We start from the raw sequence: 19,369 nt of genomic DNA, 5'->3' as shown, positions 1-19,369 counted from the left end.
GGTTTATGCGGGCTGGGCCCAGGAAGGCGCGGTCAGGCGCGTGCGCGATACGGCGGCCGCGTCCACCGCCGCGCGCGAGAACGGCGCCGGCACGAGTTCGCAGCGCGCCCAGTATGGGTTCTGGTCGCTGTAATGCGCGTGGCCGGGCTCGCCCGCGCTGCCGTGCAGCACCACCCAGCGGCTGCGGTCCCAGTCGGCCACGTCGAAGATATAGCGGGCCACCGGGCCGTAGGTGGCGGCCAGCCCCGAGGTGGGATAGGCGCCGTTGGCATTGACGCAATCGCCGTCGCCGGTCACCGGATCCGAGGCCGGCGCCACGGCCGCGTCGAAATGCGCGCCCAGCGGATGCGCGAACACCGGACGGTGCGCCTGGCCCCAGGGCGCCGGCGCCGGGCCGGCGGCCACCGTCTCGAGCGCCTGGGCGATGACCTCGTCCCAGCTGGCGCCGTCCAGGAGGCTGGCGTCATCGCGCCGCAGGAGCTCGGGCAGCGACCACCACAGCTGGTTGACCGGAATCACGCCGGGCGCGGCCATCGAGGCGAAGACATCGGCGCCCGCGCGTTCCAGGCCGCTGCGGCGGGCCAGCAGGCGCGTCATCGCCTGGCGCACCGCCATATAGAGAGTCGGCTCGACCGCCTCGGCCCGCATGCGGCCGTCCCATTGCGCCAGGGCGCGCTGCAAGGCCCGCGCCGGACCCTCGGGCATCGGCGCGGCGGCGATGCGCGCCGCGATCTCGCGGGCGCGCGCGCTGTCCGCATCGGCCAGGATGGCCTGCATATCGGCCACGCCGGCCGCGGTCAGCGGACGCAGCAGCTCGGCGATGCGGCGCGCCCGTGTCGAGGGATGGCAGTCGGTGCAGAGATAATCGCCCGCCTGGTCGGGCGCGATGCGGTTGTTGGCCGTCACCAGCATGCCATCGGCCGGATCCACCACACGCGGCATGCGCTCCCAGGGGATGAAGCCGCGCCATTCATGCCGTCCGGTCCAGCCCGGCACGGGCAGCCAGCCGTTGACGCGGTCGCGCTCGGGCACGATGGCGCGCACATTGACGCTGATATGGCCATCGCGGTCGGCCGACACCACGCTGTGGTCGATCACGCCCCATGGGCGGCAGGCCTCGTTGAACGCGCGCACATCGCCGGCGCGCAGCATGGGCAACAGGCAATCCAGCGAACGGTCCACCGGATCGAGCTGCACCGAGCGCAGCGCCACGCCATACTGGCCCAGGCGCGCGATGAGCGGGCCGTGCCGGGTATGGGCCACCTCCACCTCGACCGGGTCCGCGCCGCGCACGGCGATAGTCTCCCGGCGCTGGTCGGCACGCCGCCAGCCCGCTTCGGTCTCGTAGTGGTCGGCGCGCGCCGGATCGAACCGCTCCAGATAAAGATCATGGATATCGGCGAAGGCGTGCGTGACGCACCAGGCCACCGACGCCGTATGGCAGAAATGCGGAAAGGCCGGCACGCCCGGCACGGAAAACCCCAGAGCGTCGAAGTCATCGCAGCTCAGGTGCAACTGCGCATACATGCCGGGGATTTCATAGATGCGGTGCGGGTCGCCCGCCAGCAGCGGCAGGCCGCTGGCCGTGCGCGCGCCCGACAGCGCCCAGTTGTTCGAGCCCGCGATGGTGGCGTCGGCCGGCGCCAGCGCCAGCAAGGCCTCGATGGCCGGCGCCAGCTCGCGCAGGCCGGCGATCCAGCGTCCTTCATCGGCATCGGCTTGCGGCGCCACATAGCGCTCCTGGCCGCCGTCGTCGTAGCGCAGCCAGCGGATGGCCTCCGGACCCACGGCGCGCAAGGCCGCCGCGCGCCAGAGCTTGAACCAGATCGAGCCCATCAGGAAACCGCGCTGGCGCATGACCGCCACCGACTGCCAAGGCTCCCACGGCTCGGGACGCCCGCCCAGCAGGCCGTATTCCATCGGCAGCGGCAGCTCGGCCATGGCCGCGTTAACACCGGCGGCATAGCACTGCAGCATGCGCTGCGTCTCGGCGTTCAGATGCGCGTAGTCGCGGCGCGAGGCCGCCTCCACGCCCAGGCGGCGGGCCAGGCTGTCGGCGGCGACGGCCTCCGGCCCCACCCACTCGGCGTAGCGCCCGACCGCGCGGCGGCGCGCCGCATCCATCTGCCAAAGCCTGTCCTGCGCATGCACATAACCGTTGGCGTAGAACAGTTCGTCCACGCCCTGCGCCCGCACATGCGGGATGCCCCAACGGTCTCGCAGCACTTCCGGGGATGAAGACATCCGGCTCTCCTCCATGGTGCGGCCGATCACGGCCTAACACGTTATATAATATATTGTGTTCTTTCAGACAGCCCTGATATGGGGAGTTCTACCAATAGGGCCTGTCCACGCGGAATATCCCGCCCGCTCCCGGCCTTCCCTAAAATAAGGGCCGACTTCACGCGCAAGGACAACATGGCTACCCAGAAACCCTCCGTCGTCCGTTCCAGCCTGACGGCCCAGGTCTACCGCACGCTGCGCGACCGCCTGATGTCGGGCCGCTTCCAGCCCGGCGAGCGCCTGAAGATAGGCGAACTCGCCGCCGACCTGGACGTGAGCGAGACGCCGGTGCGCGAGGCCATCCTGCTGCTGACCAACGATGGCGCCATCGAAATGAAGGCCGGCTACTACTTCCTGACCCGCCGCCTGTCGTTGGCCGAGTACATGGAGATCCGCCGCCTGCGCCTGCTGCTCGAACCCCTGGCCGCCGTCGAGGCACTGCCCCACGTCGACGCCGACTTCATCGCCGAACTCGAGCGCATCCACGCCACCCTCATCCGCGCCGAGAAGGAAAGAGACTATCCGCAGGCCGTGAAGTCCAACTTCGATTTCCATTTCACCCTCTATCGCCGTTCCGGCATGAGCCAGCTGACCGACATCCTCGAGCGCCTGTGGATACAGGCCGGTCCGCTGCTGAACTATCTCTATCCCCACGGCCATCCCACCTACCGGGGCGATCACCAGCACAAACGCATCATCGCGGCCCTGAAAGCCGGCGACGCGCGCGCCCTGTCCAGCGCCGTCGAGCAGGACCTCATCGAGGGCGGCGAGCAATTCGTCGCCTATCTCGAAACCATCGACGGCCAGGAAGCCGAGCCGGTCAAGAAATCCTCCAGCAAATCCGTGCGCCGCGCGCCGCGGGCCTGAGCCCTGTTGCTCGGCGTCCACGCGCCGGCTTTCCACGTTTGCAAACATCATATATCCTGTATCGTGTTTATTCCAAGCCCGGCAACGCCTAGACAGGAAAAAAGATGACGACCGCCCCTTCAACGGTAGTAGATCCTGGCACCCGCATCGGCCTTGAGGATGCCAGGCTGCGCAGCCGCGCCGCCCGGGTCATTCCCGGCGGAATGTATGGCCACCTGCGAGCCAGCGGCCTGCCGCCGGGCTATCCGCAATTCTTCTCGCGCGCCGAGGGCTGCCGGCTGTGGGACGCCGATGGCCGCGAATACCTCGATTTCATGTGCAGCTGGGGGCCGGTGATCGCCGGCCACAAGCATCCCGAGATCGAGGCCGCGGCCCGGCGCCAGGCCGAGCAAGGCGATTGCATGAATGGCCCCACGGCCCGGCTGGTCGAACTGGCCGAGCGCCTGGTGGGCCTGCTGCCCCATGCCGATTGGGCCATGTTCCAGAAAAACGGCACCGACGCCACCACGGCCGCCCTCATGATCGCGCGCGCCGGCACGGGCAAGCGCAAGATCCTGCTGGCCAAGGGGGCCTACCATGGCGCCGTGCCCTGGTGCACGCCCTCGCTGGCCGGCGTCACCAGCGAAGACCGCGCCCATCTCATCTACTTCCAGTACAACGACATCGACAGCCTGGAGGCCGCCGCCCGCGAGGCCGGCGACGACCTGGCCGCCATCCTGGTCTCGGCCTTCCGCCATGATCTGGGCCAGCACCAGGAACTGCCCGAGCCGGCCTTCGCGCAGCGCGCGCGCGCCCTGTGCGACGCCCGCGGCGCGGCCCTGGTCATCGACGAGGTGCGCGCCGGCCTGCGCTTGTCGCTGGCCGGCAGTTGGGAAAGCCTGGGCGTGCGCCCCGACCTGTCGGCCTGGAGCAAGGCCATCGCCAACGGCCATGCGCTGGCCGCCGTCACCGGCGGCGAAGCCTGGCGCCGCGCCGCCCAGGAGATCTACATCACCGGCTCTTTCTGGATGGGCGGCGCGGCGATGGCGGCCTCGCTGGCTACGCTGGATGTCCTGCAGCGGCGCGACGCCCCCGCCCATCTCGAGCGCATGGGCCGGCGCCTGCGCGACGGCCTGCAGGCGCAGGCGGCGCGCCACGGCCTGGCCATCCGGCAAAGCGGCCCGGCGCAGCTGCCCCTGGTGCTGTTCGAGGACGATCCCGACCAGGCCAAGGGCGCGCGCTTCGCCGCCGCCGCCCTGCAGGAAGGCGTCTACCTGCACCACCGGCACAATATGTTCCTGAGCCTGGCGCACACCGAGCAAGACATCGACCACGCGCTGCAAGTCACCGACCACGCCTTCGGCCGCCTGGCCGCCAGCCTCTGAAAGGACATCGCCATGACGTTGTCATTCCCCCCGACGCGCGACCCCGCCGAACTGCGCCGCATCGCGCGCGCCCTGCGCAAGCAGGTCGTGCGCATGGTGGCCCGCACCGGCCAGGGCTATGTGCAGCAGGGCCTGGGCGCGGCCGACCTGTTCACCGCGCTGTATTTCGCCGAGCTGCGCCAGCGCCCGGAGCAGCCCGATTGGCCCGGCCGCGACCGCTTCATCCTCTCGACGGCGCACAACACCGCCATCTTCTACGCCACCCTGGCCGCGCGCGGCTACTTCGACGCCGCGCGCCTGGACAGCTATTGCGACGACGGCTCGGCGCTGGAGATCAATGCATCCGAGCGCCTGGGCCCCATGATCGAAGCCACCTGCGGCTCGCTGGGCCAGGGCCTGTCGGTGGGCGCGGGCATGGCCGCCGCGCTCAAGCGGGCCGGCGCCGACAACCGCGTCTACGTCATGCTGGGCGATGGCGAACTGCAGGAAGGCCAGGTCTGGGAGGCGGCCCTGGCCGCCGGCAACTGGGGCCTGGACAATCTCTGCCTCATCATCGACGCCAACGACATGCAGGTCGAGGGCCATGTCGGCCAGGTCCAGCCGCATGAGCCCCTGGCCGACAAATGGCGCGCCTTCGGCTGGCGCGTCGAGGACATCGACGGCAACGATATGGAGGCGGTGCTGGCGGCGCTGGCGCGCGTGCGCGCCACGCCCGGCCAGGCGCACTGCCTGATCGCCCGCACCCTGGTCGGCAAGGGCGCGCCCTCGCTGGAGGGCATCCTGGGCCACAACCTCAGGCTGCCGCCCGAGGCCGCCGCGCTGGCGCTGCAAGAACTGGACGAGGTAGACGCATGAGCACCCTGGCAGTCAATGACTTCACCGACCGCAGCGGCCAGGCCGCCAAACCCTATGGGCAGGCCCTGCTGGCCGCCGCCCGCCGCGACCCGCGCATCGTCGCGCTCACGGCCGACCTGAGCGGGCCGACCGAAACCGATCTGCTGCGCGACGCCCTGCCCGCGCAGTTCTTCCAGGTCGGCATCGCCGAGGCCAATATGATGGGCATGGCCGGCGGCATGGCGCGCTGCGGCCATATCCCTTTCGTGCACACCTTCAGCGTCTTCGCCACGCGCCGCGCCTACGACCAGCTCGCCATGCAGCTGGCCTATCCGCGCGCCAACGCCAAGGTGGTGGGCTTCATCCCCGGGCTGGACACCCTGTTGGGCGTCAGCCACCAGGCCATCGACGACATCGCCTTGATGCGCGCCCTGCCCAACATGCGCATCATCGAGCCGGCGCCGGGCCAGGCCGCCGAGGCGGTCCAAGCGGCCCTGGCCTATGACGGCCCGGTCTATCTGCGCCTGACGCGCGCCCGCCCGCAGGCCGAGCGCTACCCCCTGCCCGCCGATGGCCTGGCCACGCTGCGCGCCGGCGGCGACGGTCTCCTGCTGGCCTGCGGCTTGAGCGTGCCCGTGGCCCTGGCCGCCGCCGATCTGCTGGCCGCGCAAGGCCGCCAGGTGGCGGTGGCGGCGGTCACCCGCCTCAAGCCCCTGCCCGAGGCGGTCCTGCCCATGGCGCTGGCCGCCGGCCGCGTGCTCACCGTGGAAAACCACTCCATCATCGGCGGCCTGGGCTCGGCGCTGGCCGAGGGCATTGCCGAAAGCGGCCGCGCGCTGCGCTTTGGCCGCGTCGGCGTGCCCGATGTCTTCGCCTACGGCGCCAGCACCGGCCACCTCATGCGCGAACTCGGCATGGATGCGCCCGCCGTCGCGCGCGCCTTCATGGCGCTCGGCTAGGGACAGCCAGGCCGCCTTGCGCGGACGAGGCGGCAGCGCTTACCCTGGCCGCCATGGAACTGCGACAACTCCGTTACTTCGTGCGCGTGGCCGAACTGGGCAGCATCGGCCGCGCCGCGCGCGACCTCGACGTGGTGGCCTCGGCGCTGAGCCAGCAGATCAGCCGCCTGGAAAGCGAACTGTCCACGCGGCTGCTGCTGCGCACGCCCACCGGCGTGGTGCCCACCCCGGCCGGCCAGGCCTTCCTGCGCCAGGCCCAGCTCACGCTGCGCCATGCCGAAAGCGCCGTGGCCGCCGCGCGCGAAGCCCGCCTGTCGGGCATGGTCAGCGTGGGGTTCGCGCCGACCACGGCCTCGCTGCTCGCGCGGCCCTTCTTTGCCGCCATGGCCGAACGCTATCCCAGCGTGCGCCTGCACCTGGTCGAAGGCCTGTCGGGCAATCTCAACGAGCTGCTGGCTTCGCGCCGCCTTGAGCTGGCCGTGCTGTTCCAGAACGACGGCGGCAAAAGCCGCAACGCCATCCCCGTGCTGGACGAGCGGCTCTTCCTGCTGGCGCGGCGCGGGCTGCTGCCGCTGCCCGACGGCCAGCCCGTGGCGACGGCGCAGCTGGCCGGCCTGCCGCTGGCCGTCACCAGCAAGGCGCATGGGCTGCGCGCCTGGGTGCAGGCCGCCTTCGAGCGCGCCGGCCTGGAGCCCTGGATCGCGGTCGAGATCGACGGCCTGACCACCCTCATGGACATCGTGCAGGCCAATGCCATGGCCACCATACAGCCCGGCGCCGCGGTCGCCCGCGTCGAGAGCGGCCTGCTGGACATGCATCCCATCGACGACCCGTTCCTGTTCCGGCGCAACCTGGTGAGCTGCCTGAACGAAGACGAACTCTCGCCGGCGGCCATCGCCACCCGGATCGTACTCATCGACGTCATGCGCGGACTCGTGCGTCATGGCGGCTGGCCGGGCGCCACCCTTCTCGATCCGTGATGCCCCCATGCCGGCCGGCTGCCTAGGCGGCCGCCGGCCCGCCCGATACAGTCTGCACGATCTGCCCCCCTCCCTCTCGGATCGTGATGACAGCACCCGGCGTACTCTCCATACCCTCCCTCCAATCCCAGTGCTCGGCCCAGGAATGGGAAGCCCGCGTCAACCTGGCCGCCTGTTATCGGCTCGTGGCGCTCTACGGGATGTCGGACATGATGGCCAACCACATCTCGGCCCGCGTGCCCGGCGAGGACAATGCCTTCCTGATCAATGCCTACGGCATGATGTACGAGGAAATCACCGCCTCCAGCCTCATCAAGGTGGACCTGGACGGCAGGATCCTCGCCCGGCCCGATTTCGGGGCGCTGGACTACGGCATCAACAAGGCCGGCTACGTCATCCACAGCGCCATCCACGGCGCGCGCCACGACGTCGATTGCGTCATCCACACGCATAGCTGGGCGTCCATGGCCGTGTCCTCGCTGGAATGCGGCCTGCTGCCCGTCACCCAGACCGCCATGCGTTTCCTGAAAATCGGCTACCACGACTACCAAGGCGTGGTGCTGGACACGGCCGAACAGGCCTCGCTCATCGCCGACCTGGGCGCGGGCGAAGCCCTCATCCTGCGCAACCACGGCGCGCTGACGGTCGGCCGCTCGGTCGGCGAGGCCTTCAACTGGATGCACCGCCTGGAGCTGGCCTGCCGCTCGCAGCTGGCCGCCATGGCGACGGGCAGCCCCTTCAAGGCCGTCCCGCCCGACATTCTGGAAGAGACCTGGAACAACTACCAGCCGGGCACCCGCCGCCCCTACGGCCTGATGGAATGGCCCGCCCTGCTGCGCAAGCTCGACCGCATGGACCCGGGCTACCGCCTCTGAGCCGGCCGCGCGCCCAGGGACAAGACCCCCATAACAACAGCAAGCCCCCGAGGAGACACCATGAAGCCCTTCATCCTGGCCAGCGCCTTGCTGGCCTGCGCATCGGCCCAGGCCGCCGACTACCCCAGCCGCGCCGTCAAGACCGTGGTCGCCTTCTCCGCCGGCGGCACCACCGACACGCTCACGCGCAGCACCACCCACATCCTGGCCCGCGCCCTGGGCCAGCCTTTCGTGGTCGAGAACCGGCCCGGCGCCGGCGGCAACATCGGCACCGAATATGTGGTGCGCGCCGAGCCCGACGGTTATACGCTCATCGTCAATTCAGTCGGGCCGGTAGCCGTCAACCCCTCGCTCATGAAGCTGTCGTACAACCCGCTGACCGACCTCGTGCCGATGGTGCAGATCGCCACCGTCCCCAATGTGCTGGTGGTGCCGCCGTCCTCGCCGGCCAAGGACATCAAGGGCTTTCTCGAATACGCCCGCACGACCAAGAAGCCCCTGAACTACAGCTCGACCGGCGTGGGCACCTCCTCCCATCTCTCCAGCTATATGCTCATGGACCAGCTGGGCGTGCAGGCCACCCACATCCCCTACAAAGGCGCTGACGCCGTCAACGACCTGCTGGCCGGACGCATCGACTTCATGTTTGCCACCATCCCCTCGGTCATCGGCCAGATCCGCGCCGGCAAGCTGCGGCCGCTGGCGGTCAGCACCATCAAGCGCTCCTCGGCCCTGCCCGAGCTGCCCACCATCGCCGAATCCGGCTATCCCGGCTTCGACGCCGGCTCCTGGTTCGGCTTTTTCGGCCCCAAGGGCACCCCGCCCGCGGTCGTGGCCACCATCAACCGCGAGGTCAACGCCGCGCTGCCGGCGCTCAAGACCCAGATGCTCAACGAAGGCGCCGAACCGCTGGGCGGCACGCCGGAACAATTCGCCGCCTTCATCAAGACCGAATACGATAAGTGGGCCCTCCTCGTAAAGAAATTCGATGCCCCCGCCAACTGAGGCCGTACTGCGCATTCTCTGTTCCGACGCCGAAGCGCCGCACTTGGGCCAGGCGCTGGCCCAGGCGCCCTTCGCCTGGCGCCTGCAGCGGCCCGGCGAAGCCTTCGACCTCGCCTTCATCTCGCGCGACATCACCGGCCGTTCGACCAAGTTCGAGGTCGCGCCCGAGACCGCCGTGTACTACGACGCGCTGCGCGGCAATGCCGCCCTGCGCTGGGTGCACGTGCACTCGGCCGGCGCCGACCGGCAGATCTACCTCGACCTCCATGCGCGCGGCGTGGCCATCACCACCTCCCAGGGCGCCAGCGACGCCGTCGTGGCCCAGACCGCGCTGGCCGGCCTGCTGTCCCTGGCCCGCAAGCTGCCCGAACTCGCCCGCCAGCAGCGCGAGCACCGCTGGCAGCCCCTGATGGGCCCGCGCACCCCGCGCGACCTGGCCGGCCAGCGCGCCGTCATCGTCGGCTGGGGTGGCATCGGCCAGCGCATCGGCGCCTCACTGCGCGCCCTGGGCCTGTCCATCACGGTCGTGCGCCGCTCCGGGGCCCCCGTGCCCGACGCCGCGCAGAGCCTGCCCTATGAGCGGCTCGACGAGGCGCTGCCGCAGGCCGATTGGCTCATCCTCGCCTGCCCGCTCACGCCCCTGACCCAGAACCTGATCAGCCGCCAGGCGCTGCAACGGCTGCCGGCCCACGCCATGCTGATCAATGTGGCGCGCGGCCATGTGGTCGATGAAACCGCGCTGGCCGAGCACTTGGCCGGCGGCCGCCTGGCCGGCGCCTTCCTGGATGTGTTCCAGCACGAGCCCCTGCCGGCCGACTCGCCGCTATGGGACCTGCCCAACACCCTCATCACGCCGCACAGCGCGGCCTTCTCCAGCGGCAATGCCGACCGCGTGCGCGAGATCTTCCTGGACAACCTCGCGCGCCTGGCGCGCGGCGAGAGGCTGCGCAACCTCGTCAATGCATGAGCCGCTTGCGCCAGATCAAGCGGCCGCGCTTTTCATATGCGATTCCGGCATATCGATATAACCGAAAGCCTTAAGCTTGCGCCATAAGCTGGACCCGCCCATTCCATGGGGCGCCGGCACATGGAGGGCTTTATGCGTGTTATCGGCGGCAGGCCGGCAAGATCGAAATGGGCCAGGCGGGTGATCCTGGGCGGCTTGGCCATGGGCGTTCTCGCCGTGGGCGGCGCGCAGTGGCTGAGCGCCACGCGCGGGCCGGTCGCCGACTCCGGCGCCGACCCCGGCCTCATCGCCCGGGGCGCCTATATCGCCCGCAGCGCGGACTGCGTGGCCTGTCATACCGTGCCGGGCGGCGCGCCCTTCGCCGGCGGCCTGGCCATGCAGACCCCGGTGGGCGCGATCTTCTCGACCAACATCACGCCCGACCCCGATACCGGGATAGGCCGCTACAGCTATGCCGACTTCGCGCGGGCCGTGCAATACGGCGTGCGGCGCGACGGCACGCCGCTCTACCCGGCCATGCCCTATCCCTCCTACGCCATCATGCCCGAGGCCGACATGCGGGCGCTCTATGCCTGGTTCATGGCCGACGTGGCGCCCGTGCGCCAAACCAATGCGCCGGCCGACATCCCGTGGCCGTTGAACATGCGCTGGCCCATGGCCTGGTGGCAGTTGCTTTTCGCCCCGGCGCGGGACTTCGTCCCGCCCGAAGCCGCCGACGCGCGCATCGCGCGCGGCGCCTACCTGGTCGAAGGCCCGGGACATTGCGGCGCCTGCCACACCCCGCGCGGGCTGGCCTACCAGGAAAAAGCCCTGTCGCTGGCCGACGGCGACGCCTTCCTGTCGGGCGCCGTGATCGACGGCTGGCGCGCCAAGAGCCTGCGCGGCGAGGCCCAGGGCCTGCAATCCTGGAGCCCGGCCGAGATCGTCGAATTCCTGCGCACCGGGCGCAACGACAAGGTCGCCGCCTTCGGCGCCATGGCCGACGTGGTCGAACACAGCACCCAGTACTTCAGCGACGAAGACCTGCACAGCGTGGCCGCCTACCTCAAGCACTTGCCGCCGGCGGCGGGCAAGATCCGCAGCTTCCCGCCCAAGGCCGACACCACCACCGCCGCCCTGCTCGACGGACGCTACGACACACGGGGCGCCCTGCTCTACATGGAATACTGCGCCGCCTGCCACCGCGCCGACGGCCGCGGCGTGCCGCGCATCTTCCCGGCCCTGGACGGCAATTCCGCCGTGTTCGCCAAATATCCGCAATCCCTCATCCAGATCACGCTCGAAGGCGGCCGCATGCCCGCCAACACCGTCGACGCCATGGCCTTCGCCATGCCGGGCTTTCGCCACCTGAGCGATGCCGACATCGCCGCCATCATCAGTTTCATCCGCGGCGCCTGGACCAACCAGGCCGCTCCCATCGCCGCCGCCGAAGTCGCTCCGATCCGCGCCTTCCTGGCCGGCAAGACCCCCAATGCGCAAGACCGCCATGACTAAACCCGCCCGCGCGCTGGCCGCCGCCCTGGCCCTGCTGGCCAGCGCCTGCCTCGCCGCCGCCGAACCCGGCAGCGGCCCCTACCCGGTCAAGGACAAAGACGGCAAGCGCCTGCCCGACTACACCGTGCCCGGCGACAGCCAGATAGACCAGGAACCCAACGCCGCCCAGATACGGCTGGGCCAGCGCCTGCTCAACGACACCGCGCGCCTGCTGCCCGGCAACGTCGGTGCCGCCATGAACTGCAACAGCTGCCACGTACAGCAAGGCAAAAAACCGCTGGGCGCGCCCTATATCAACACCTTCAACAGCTTCCCCCAGTACAACCCGCGCGCCGCGCGCGTGGTCACGCTCGAAGACCGCATCAACGGCTGCTTCCAGCGCTCCATGAACGGCAAACCCCTGCCCAAGGATGGCATCGAAATGCAGGCCATGATCGCCTACATGAAATGGCTCGCCCAGGACGTGCCACATGGCGCCAAGGTGCAGATCGCCAACGCCTGGCCCATCGACACCTCCCTCACGCCCGACACCACGCGCGGCAAAACCCTGTACGCGGCGCAATGCGCCGCCTGCCACGGCGCCGACGGCGAAGGCCGCAAAAATGCCGCCGGCCACATCATCTTCCCGCCGCTATGGGGCGAAGCCTCCTTCAACATCGGCGCCGGCCTGGCCCGCACCTACAAGGCCGCCGCCTTCATCCGCAACAACATGCCCATGGCCGTCAACACCCAAGGCCATTGGGGCGAAGGCGGCGTCCTCAGCGACCAGGACGCCGTCGACATCGCCGCCTTCTTCACCCATATGCCCCGCCCCGACTTCGCCGGCAAAGACAAAGACTGGCCCCGGGGCGACAAACCCAAGGACGCGCGCTACTGAGGCGGACGGGTACACTGGTCCCTCGTCCGCAAGGAGCGCCCATGAACAAGATCGCCATCGCCGCCACGGCGCTGCTGGCCGCCGGCTGCGCCAAACCGCCGCAAGACGCCCCCCGGCCCATCGGCATGCCCAACCCCGCCTCCGCCTACTGCATCGAACGCGGCGGCCGCCTGGTCATCGAAGACCGCCCCGCGGGCCAGATCGGCATTTGCACCCTGCCCGACGGCACGCGCATCGAAGAATGGGAGCTCTACCGCCGCGACCATCCCCCCAAATAAACCGCGCCCGCCTGACAAGGAGAGACCGACCATGACGCGCCTATCCTCCTGCCTGCTCGCGCTCGCCCTCGCCGCGCCGCCGGCGCTGGCCGGCGCGGCAGCCGACCCCGCCCTGGCCGGCCAAAGCGTCACCCGCGACATCGACGGCGGCCAACAGACTCGCGAATACGCCCGCAACGGCACCCTGATCTACGAAGTGACCGAGAAGCAAGTGCGGCGCAACGGCGCCGCCCTGGTCCACGCCACCGAACGCGAATGGCAGGACAACGGCACCCCCCTGCGCGAACAAGAATTCCTGGGCGGCCAGGAAATCCGCGCCACCCTGTGGTACATGAACGGCAAAATCAAAGAAAAACGCATCGACCAATCCCTCCATGCCCCGGACGGCCTACCCGGCAGCTACGTGGAACGGTATTCGGACACGGGCGTGCTGCAATCCGCCGGCGTATTCCAAGGCCCGCTCCGCCACGTCGGCGTGCATCGCTACTACGACGAAACCGGCAAGCTGGCGCGCGAAATCACCTACGGCCCCGACGGCGTGCAGCGCGCCAGCAAAACCTACAACGGCGGCGCGACAGCAACCGTGGAGTACTACCCCGACGGCTCGCGCAAACAGCCCTGAGGGCAGGTGTGGCGCGGGGGCATTCTTCAGTCGGAGGCCCCGGCGGGCATGGCCGGCAGGGGGAAGCCCGGGACGGTTGAACAGGGATGGATGACCACGATTTATACGGTGGAGCTCTTGGTGAACAAGGCCCGATCATCGAAAAAGACCACCGGACCTTATGGGCCGCGCAATAGCCAGGGGTTCAAGCTACCCGTGCCCAACAAGCGGTCTCCCGCCTACCCCCCCTGCAACAGCAGGACCACGCCATGCAGGGCCAGCCCGATCAGGCCGCCGACCAGGGTGCCATTGAAGCGCACGTATTGCAGGTCGCGGCCCACGTTGAGTTCCAGCTCGTCGACCAGATGGCGCTCGTCCCAGTGCTTGACGGTGCGCGCGATGTGTTCGGTGACGCCGGCGCGCAGCCGGCCGGTCAGGCGCCGGGCCGCGCCGAGGATATGGGCGTTGAGCGCGGCGCGCACGTTCTCGTCGCGGCCGAGCGTGGCCGCCAGCCCGGCCAGGGCGGCTTCCAGGTGACGGGCCAGGGCCGAGTCGTCGCGTGACAGGTCGTGCCGCAGCGCGCCATGGATGTCGTCCCAGAGCGCCTGCACATAGGTTTGCACGCGCGGCTCGGCCAGCAGTCTTTCCTTGAGCTGGCGCACCTGCTCGCCCACTTCGGGATCGTCGCGCAGGCGCGCGATGTAGTCGGTGATCCATTGTTCGTAGTCCCTGCGCACTGGATGGCCGGGTTCGGCCAGCACATCGCGCAGTTCGTCCATGAGCGCCCGCGCCAGGCGGTCCGCCAGGTTGTCGGCCATGTTGTCGACCGAGGCCACCAGGTCCACGGTGGCGATGATGCGCGGCCACTCCTTGCGCGCGAACCGGACCAGCAGGTCCGAGGCCCGGGCCTTGACGTCTTCCTGGGACAGATAGGCCGCCAGCCGTTCCAGGGCGGCGTCCAGCAGCTCCTGGTGGCGGCCATCGCGGGTCAGCAGGGTGAGGAGTTCGCCGGCGGTCTGGGCGGCATCCCAACGGCGCACCGTGTCCTCGACAACGTCGCGGATGGCCCGCCGCACGGCCTCTTCATCCAGCAGTTCCAGCATCTGCAAGGCGGTCTGGCGCGCCCCCTGGGCCAGCGCGCGCGCCTGGGCGGGCCGCGCCAGCCAGCGCGCCAGGCGCGCGGCGGGGTCGAAAACCCGCAGCCGCTCCAGCAAGGTGTCCGGATCGAGGAAATGGTCGCGCACGAAGATGGCCAGGTTCTCGCCGATGCGGTCCTTGCTGTTGGGAATGATGGCGGTATGCGGGATGGGCAGGCCCAAGGGGCGGCGAAACAACGCCACCACGGCGAACCAGTCGGCCAGCGCGCCCACCGTGGCCGCCTCGCAAAAGGCCCGCACCCAGGCCCAGGCGCCCTGCCCGCCCATCAGGTGGCTGGTCACGAATCCGGCGACCATCATCAGCAGCAGCACCAGGGCCCAGCGTTTCATGCGGGTCAGCTGGCGGCGGCGGAGCTCTGGCGCGGTAAGGGTCTCGGGCATGGCAAGGCGGCGTGGGGCGACGCATACAGCGTACACGACATCGCCCCCGGGCCGCGGGGATCGACAGACGCCGGCCCGCCCACCATAATGCCCGCAGCACCCGCCACAGGAGACGCGGCATGCCCGCCAAACGCTATCTGGAAGACCTCGCCGTCGGCGACAGTTTCATCAGCGGCGAGTACACCATCACGCGCGCCGAGATCATCGATTTCGCGCAGCGCTACGATCCCCAGCCCTTTCATCTGAGCGAAGAAGCCGCGCGCCACTCCCTGTTCGGGGGCCTGGCGGCCAGCGGCTGGCATACCGCGGCGGTCAGCATGCGCCTGCTGGTGCAAAGCCTGCCGCTGGCCGGCGGCGTCATCGGCGCGGGCGGCGAAATCAGTTGGCCGCGCCCCACCCGCCCCGGCGATGTGCTGCGCGTGCGCAGCGAAATCGTGCAGATCGTGCCCTCGCGCTCCAAGCCGGACCGCGCCATCGTGCTGCTGCAAAGCGAAACCCTGAACCAGAACGCCGAGGTCGCGCAGCGCTTTGTCTCCAAGCTGGTGGTGTTCCGCCGGCCGGCCTAGCCGCCGGGCAAGGCCCACCAATCCGGCAGGAGCCGGCGCACGCGCGTCCAGCGGTAGCGGTCGTCGATCAGGTGCACGCTGCCCCGGTCGGTCTCGGCGCGGATCACCCGCCCGGCCGCCTGCACCACTTTGCGCAGGCCGGGATACAGGTAGATGTAGTCATAGGCCTGGTCGGCGCCGAAGCGCCGCGCCATGACGCGCATCATGGCCTCGTTGACCGGGTTGAGCTGAGGCAGGCCCAGGGTGGCGATGAAGGCGCCCACCAGGCGCTGGCCCGGCAGGTCCACGCCCTCGGAGAACGCGCCGCCCAGCACCGCGAAGCCCACGCCGCGGCCGCCTTCGACGAAGCGCGCCAGGAAGTCCTCGCGCTCGCCTTCGCCCATGCCCGGCGTCTGGCTCCAGACGGGAAGGTCCGGATGGTGGAACGCCAGCCAGTCGGCCACCTGGCGCGCATAGTCGAAGCTGCTCAGGAAGGCCAGGTAATTGCCGGGCCGCTCGGTGTATTGCCGGGCGATGATGGCGCCGATGGGCGCCACCGAGCGCCCGCGGTCCCGAAAGCGCGTGGACACATGCCCGGCCACGGTCACGGCCAGTTGCTCGGCCTGGAACGGCGCGGGCACGTCCACCCAGGCCGTGGCCGCCGGCAGCCCGAGCATGTCGCGATAAAAGCGCTCGGGGTTGAGCGTGCCGGAGAACATGACCGTGCAATGCGCGCCCGCGTGGCGCGGCGCCAGGAAACTGGCCGGCACCACATTGCGCAGGCCCAGTTCGCTGTCCTCGCCCTCGCGCCGCAGGTCGGCCAGGCTGTGGTCGCCGAACTGCTCGGCCAGCCGCGTGAACCGCAGGGCCTCGAAGTAGAACGACAGGAGCGCGTCATCGGCCGGCAGCGCCTGCGCCGCCTGGGCCTGGTGGTCGGCCACGGCCTGCACCAGCTTTTGCAGCGCGGCCAGCACGCCCGCCGGCACGCTGTCGTGCACGGTGTAGTCCTCCTCGGTCTTGCGCGCCAGCGCCTGCCAGGCGCGCTTCAGGCCATCCAGCGGGCCGCGCAAGGCCTTGGGCGCGGCCCGGCGCGCCGCTACCAGCGCCGACAGCCGCAAGCCGGCGCTATACATGGCGCGGGCGCGCTCGACCAGGTTGTGCGCCTCGTCCACCAGCACCGCCACCCGCCATTGGCAGGCCTGCGCCAGCATATGCAGCAGGCCGTTGGCGTCGTAGTAATAGTTGTAGTCGCCGATCACCACATCGGCCCAGCGCGCCATTTCCTGGTTGAAGAAGTAAGGACAGATGGCGTGCTCGCGCGCCGCGCGGCACAGCGCCGGCTGCGAATAATCGCCCGCGGCCTCCAGGGCTTGGCGCGCCGCCGGCAGCCGGTCATAGAAACCGCGCGCCAGCGGGCAGGACTCGCCATGGCAATGCTTGTCGGGATGCAGGCAGGCCTTCTCGCGCGCCCGCATCTCGACCACGCGCAGGCCAGGCGGCAATAGCGCCAGGGCGCCCAGGGCCAGGGCGCGGCCCGAGCCCTTGGCGGTGAGGAAAAACACCTTGTCCAGGCCCTGGGCCGCGCAGGCCTTCAAGGCCGGAAACAACGTGCCCAGGGTCTTGCCGATGCCGGTGGGCGCCTGGGCCAGCAGCGCGCGGCCGTCGCGCGCGGCCCGGAACACCGCCACGGCCAGCTCGCGCTGCCCCGGCCGGAAATCGCCATGCGGGAAACGCATCGCCGACAGCACCGCGTCGCGCGCGCGCCGGTGCAGGGCCTGGCGCCAGGCCCATTGCGCGTAGGCCTCGCAGGCCTGGCGGAAATGCCCGGCCAGGGCCTGGGCGTCCTGCCACTCGGTCAGGGCCGTCTCGTCCAGCGTCTGGACATCGACATAGATCAGGGCCAGCGTCAGCCCCGGCAGGCCGCGCGCCTGGCATATCAGGTGGCCGTAGATGCGCGCCTGCGCCCAATGCAGCGCGCGCTGGTTCTCGCCCATGGCCGCCAGGTCGCCGCGGTAGGTCTTGATTTCTTCGAGGCGGGGAATGCGCGCATCGAAGCCGTCGGCGCGCCCGCGCACGGTGAGCTCGCCATGCTCGCCGGACAAGGGCACTTCGCTCTCATAGCCTTCGCCGCGCCGCTCGGCCACGGCGGCATGGCCGGCCATGCCTTCCTGCGCGCTCGGCGCGGGCGTAAAGCGCAAGTCCAGGTCGCCGCGCTTGGCGCTGAATTCGCACAGGGTGCGCACAGCCACCGTCAATCGCATGCCCAGCTCACATAGCACACGCGCGCGGCGATGCCGTGGCGCGCGCAATACCGCAACCAGGCGATCTGGTTGTCCTGCAGGCGGTCGCCCGGCCCCTTGACCTCGATGAATTCATAGCGGCCCTGCGCGGGCCAGAAGCGGATCAGGTCGGGCAAGCCGCTGCGATGCGCCCTCAGGTCGGCCAGCAGGCGCTCGAACAGGCGGCGCAGGTCGGCCGCAGGCAGGCAATCCAGCGCCTGCTCCAGCAGCTCGGGGCCCAGCATGCCCCAGTACACGAAGGGGGATTGCAGCCCCTGCTTGGCCGCGTAGCGCTCGCGGATCACGGCGCGGTAGCTGCCATCGTCCAGCCGCGCCAGGCAGGCCTGGAACAGCGCGGCGCGGCGCGCCACGAAATCCGGCGCGTCGAGATCGGCCGGACCGCGCTGGAAGGGATGGAAGAACGCGCCCGGCAGCGGCGCGAAGATGGCGTCCCAGCACAACAGGCCGAACAGGGCGTTGACCAGGCCGCTTTCCACATAATGCACCGGGCCATCCTGGCTGCCGTAGTAGTCGCGCACGACGAATTCCACCGGCCGGGCCTCGGCCGGCGGGGCCAGGCGGAGATACTCGCTGACCAGCCCCGGTTCGGGCGGGCGGCGCGGCGCGTCCAGGCCCAGCTGCCGCCGCAGGCGTGGCAGCATGCGCGCCAGGCGCTGGCTCTCGCCCTCGTCTTCCGGCTGCCCCGCCGCCTGCAGCGCCAAGGCGTAGGCTTCTTCGTGGCGGCCCTGCTGCTCCAGCACCCGCATCAGGCGGTGGCGCGCGCCCCGGTAGTCGCACACCCGGTAGGCCGCCTCCGCGCCCGGCCAGTCGCGCAGGCGCTCGCAAGCCTGGCCGATACGCATCAGCAGCTTGGCCCGCCGCGCCATCAGCCAGGGGTTGGCGCTGTCGGCCGCGCGGACCGCTTCGCGCAAGGCCGCGTCGGGGCCGGCCTCGTCGAGCTGCTCGCGCCAGCCGTGCAGGCGCAGATAATCCTCCACGTCCGCCCGGTGCCGGAACGCGCGCGAATCGCGCGAAAAATCCACGCTCTCGTACTGGAAAATGCCGAGGTCGGCCAGGACCAGCTCATCCCATTGCTGGCGCAGATTGCCGAAGAACATCAGGCGCAGGCGCTGGCAGACCGCGTCCACCCTCACCTGCCAGACCGCCTCGGCGGCATCCGGCCACCAATCACGGTGCGGCCGGGGTCCGGCGGCGGCCAGGGCCTGCAGCAGCGCGTCCTTGCGCAGCGCGGGCGGCAGCCCGGCAAGACGGGCCAGCTCGGCCTTGGTATACAGCCGGCCCAGATCCTGGACCGACAGCTCGGGATTGGCGCTCAGCCAGCCCAGGGCCAGCAGCGGCCCGGCCGCCGCCGCGATATCGCCGATCTCGTCATAGGCCAGCTTGCCGGCGCGGAACAGGCCGCCCTTGCGCGCCAGCAGGCGCACCAGCAGGGCCTGCGAGGCCTGCGGCAGGTCGGGAAACCGGGCGAGAAAGCCGCGCTCCTCGGCGTCGAGCAGGTCGTCGTAGCGCTGCGCCACCCAGGCCAGCGCGCGCTGGAAGTTGTGCAGGTAGTAATAGCGATGCGCAGGCAACATCGGGAACGCGGATAGCTGTATGGATATA

At 70.2% G+C, this 19,369-nt stretch carries 17 protein-coding genes; 13 read left to right on the top strand and 4 right to left on the bottom strand.

Going from position 1 to position 19,369, the window contains the following annotated elements; all coding sequences use genetic code 11:
- Positions 1-3 precede the first annotated feature (3 nt).
- A complete protein-coding gene (locus AXA74_RS18205; RefSeq protein ID WP_029581105.1) occupies positions 4-2,244 on the bottom strand; it encodes a penicillin acylase family protein in 2,241 nt (746 codons plus the stop codon).
- 174 nt (positions 2,245-2,418) lie between these two features.
- Between AXA74_RS18205 and AXA74_RS18200 the strand changes: the two genes are divergently transcribed.
- The 12 genes from AXA74_RS18200 to AXA74_RS18145 all read left to right on the top strand — a co-directional run bounded on the left by AXA74_RS18200 (position 2,419) and on the right by AXA74_RS18145 (position 13,405).
- A complete protein-coding gene (locus tag AXA74_RS18200) occupies positions 2,419-3,150 on the top strand; it encodes a GntR family transcriptional regulator (RefSeq protein ID WP_029581106.1) in 732 nt (243 codons plus the stop codon).
- Between the two features lie 104 nt (positions 3,151-3,254).
- On the top strand, positions 3,255-4,514 hold the full coding sequence (locus AXA74_RS18195) for an aminotransferase class III-fold pyridoxal phosphate-dependent enzyme (RefSeq protein ID WP_080666633.1): 1,260 nt from the start codon (positions 3,255-3,257) through the stop codon (positions 4,512-4,514).
- A 12-nt stretch (positions 4,515-4,526) separates the two neighbouring features.
- Positions 4,527-5,369 (top strand): transketolase, encoded by an 843-nt coding sequence (locus tag AXA74_RS18190; protein WP_029581108.1) that lies wholly within the window; start codon positions 4,527-4,529, stop codon positions 5,367-5,369.
- On the top strand, positions 5,366-6,307 hold the full coding sequence (locus tag AXA74_RS18185; RefSeq protein WP_029581109.1) for a transketolase family protein: 942 nt from the start codon (positions 5,366-5,368) through the stop codon (positions 6,305-6,307). Before AXA74_RS18190 ends, AXA74_RS18185 begins: the two co-directional genes overlap by 4 nt.
- A gap of 53 nt (positions 6,308-6,360) precedes the next feature.
- Positions 6,361-7,287, top strand: a complete 927-nt coding sequence (locus AXA74_RS18180) for a LysR family transcriptional regulator (protein ID WP_029581110.1) — start codon at positions 6,361-6,363, stop codon at positions 7,285-7,287.
- A gap of 86 nt (positions 7,288-7,373) precedes the next feature.
- Positions 7,374-8,162, top strand: a complete 789-nt coding sequence (locus AXA74_RS18175; RefSeq protein ID WP_029581111.1) for a class II aldolase/adducin family protein — start codon at positions 7,374-7,376, stop codon at positions 8,160-8,162.
- 60 nt (positions 8,163-8,222) lie between these two features.
- The gene (locus tag AXA74_RS18170) at positions 8,223-9,167 is read left to right on the top strand and encodes a Bug family tripartite tricarboxylate transporter substrate binding protein (protein WP_029581112.1); all 945 of its coding nucleotides are present in this window, start codon (positions 8,223-8,225) and stop codon (positions 9,165-9,167) included.
- Complete coding sequence (locus AXA74_RS18165; RefSeq protein ID WP_029581113.1) at positions 9,151-10,134, top strand: D-2-hydroxyacid dehydrogenase; 984 nt, start codon at positions 9,151-9,153, stop codon at positions 10,132-10,134. The genes AXA74_RS18170 and AXA74_RS18165 overlap by 17 nt, the downstream gene beginning before the upstream one ends.
- A gap of 132 nt (positions 10,135-10,266) precedes the next feature.
- Positions 10,267-11,628: a cytochrome c gene (locus tag AXA74_RS18160; protein ID WP_048940625.1), complete on the top strand. Its 1,362-nt coding sequence runs from the start codon at positions 10,267-10,269 to the stop codon at positions 11,626-11,628.
- Entirely contained in the window at positions 11,621-12,505 is an 885-nt protein-coding gene (locus AXA74_RS18155) for a c-type cytochrome (RefSeq protein ID WP_029581115.1), read from the top strand. Before AXA74_RS18160 ends, AXA74_RS18155 begins: the two co-directional genes overlap by 8 nt.
- A gap of 41 nt (positions 12,506-12,546) precedes the next feature.
- The gene (locus AXA74_RS18150; protein WP_029581116.1) at positions 12,547-12,783 is read left to right on the top strand and encodes a putative hemolysin; all 237 of its coding nucleotides are present in this window, start codon (positions 12,547-12,549) and stop codon (positions 12,781-12,783) included.
- Between the two features lie 31 nt (positions 12,784-12,814).
- Complete coding sequence (locus AXA74_RS18145; protein ID WP_029581117.1) at positions 12,815-13,405, top strand: toxin-antitoxin system YwqK family antitoxin; 591 nt, start codon at positions 12,815-12,817, stop codon at positions 13,403-13,405.
- A 218-nt stretch (positions 13,406-13,623) separates the two neighbouring features.
- On the opposite strand, the gene AXA74_RS18140 is transcribed toward AXA74_RS18145, so the two are convergent.
- The gene (locus tag AXA74_RS18140) at positions 13,624-14,922 is read right to left on the bottom strand and encodes a DUF445 domain-containing protein (RefSeq protein ID WP_029581118.1); all 1,299 of its coding nucleotides are present in this window, start codon (positions 14,920-14,922) and stop codon (positions 13,624-13,626) included.
- Positions 14,923-15,041: 119 nt separating this feature from the next.
- On the opposite strand from AXA74_RS18140, the gene AXA74_RS18135 reads away from it, so the two are divergent.
- Positions 15,042-15,488: a MaoC family dehydratase gene (locus AXA74_RS18135; protein ID WP_029581119.1), complete on the top strand. Its 447-nt coding sequence runs from the start codon at positions 15,042-15,044 to the stop codon at positions 15,486-15,488.
- Here the strand turns inward: AXA74_RS18135 and AXA74_RS18130 are convergent.
- Together AXA74_RS18130 and AXA74_RS18125 are read right to left on the bottom strand one after the other, a co-directional pair.
- Positions 15,485-17,728, bottom strand: a complete 2,244-nt coding sequence (locus tag AXA74_RS18130; RefSeq protein ID WP_032979257.1) for an ATP-dependent DNA helicase — start codon at positions 17,726-17,728, stop codon at positions 15,485-15,487. The two genes, AXA74_RS18135 and AXA74_RS18130, sit on opposite strands and share 4 nt — an antisense overlap.
- Complete coding sequence (locus AXA74_RS18125) at positions 17,719-19,341, bottom strand: VRR-NUC domain-containing protein (RefSeq protein ID WP_029581121.1); 1,623 nt, start codon at positions 19,339-19,341, stop codon at positions 17,719-17,721. Before AXA74_RS18125 ends, AXA74_RS18130 begins: the two co-directional genes overlap by 10 nt.
- Positions 19,342-19,369: the final 28 nt, after the last annotated feature.

Source organism: Bordetella hinzii LMG 13501 (assembly GCF_001548475.1).
Classification (GTDB): Bacteria; Pseudomonadota; Gammaproteobacteria; order Burkholderiales; family Burkholderiaceae_B; genus Bordetella; species Bordetella hinzii.
This window is presented reverse-complemented; position numbering and strand designations above follow the sequence as displayed.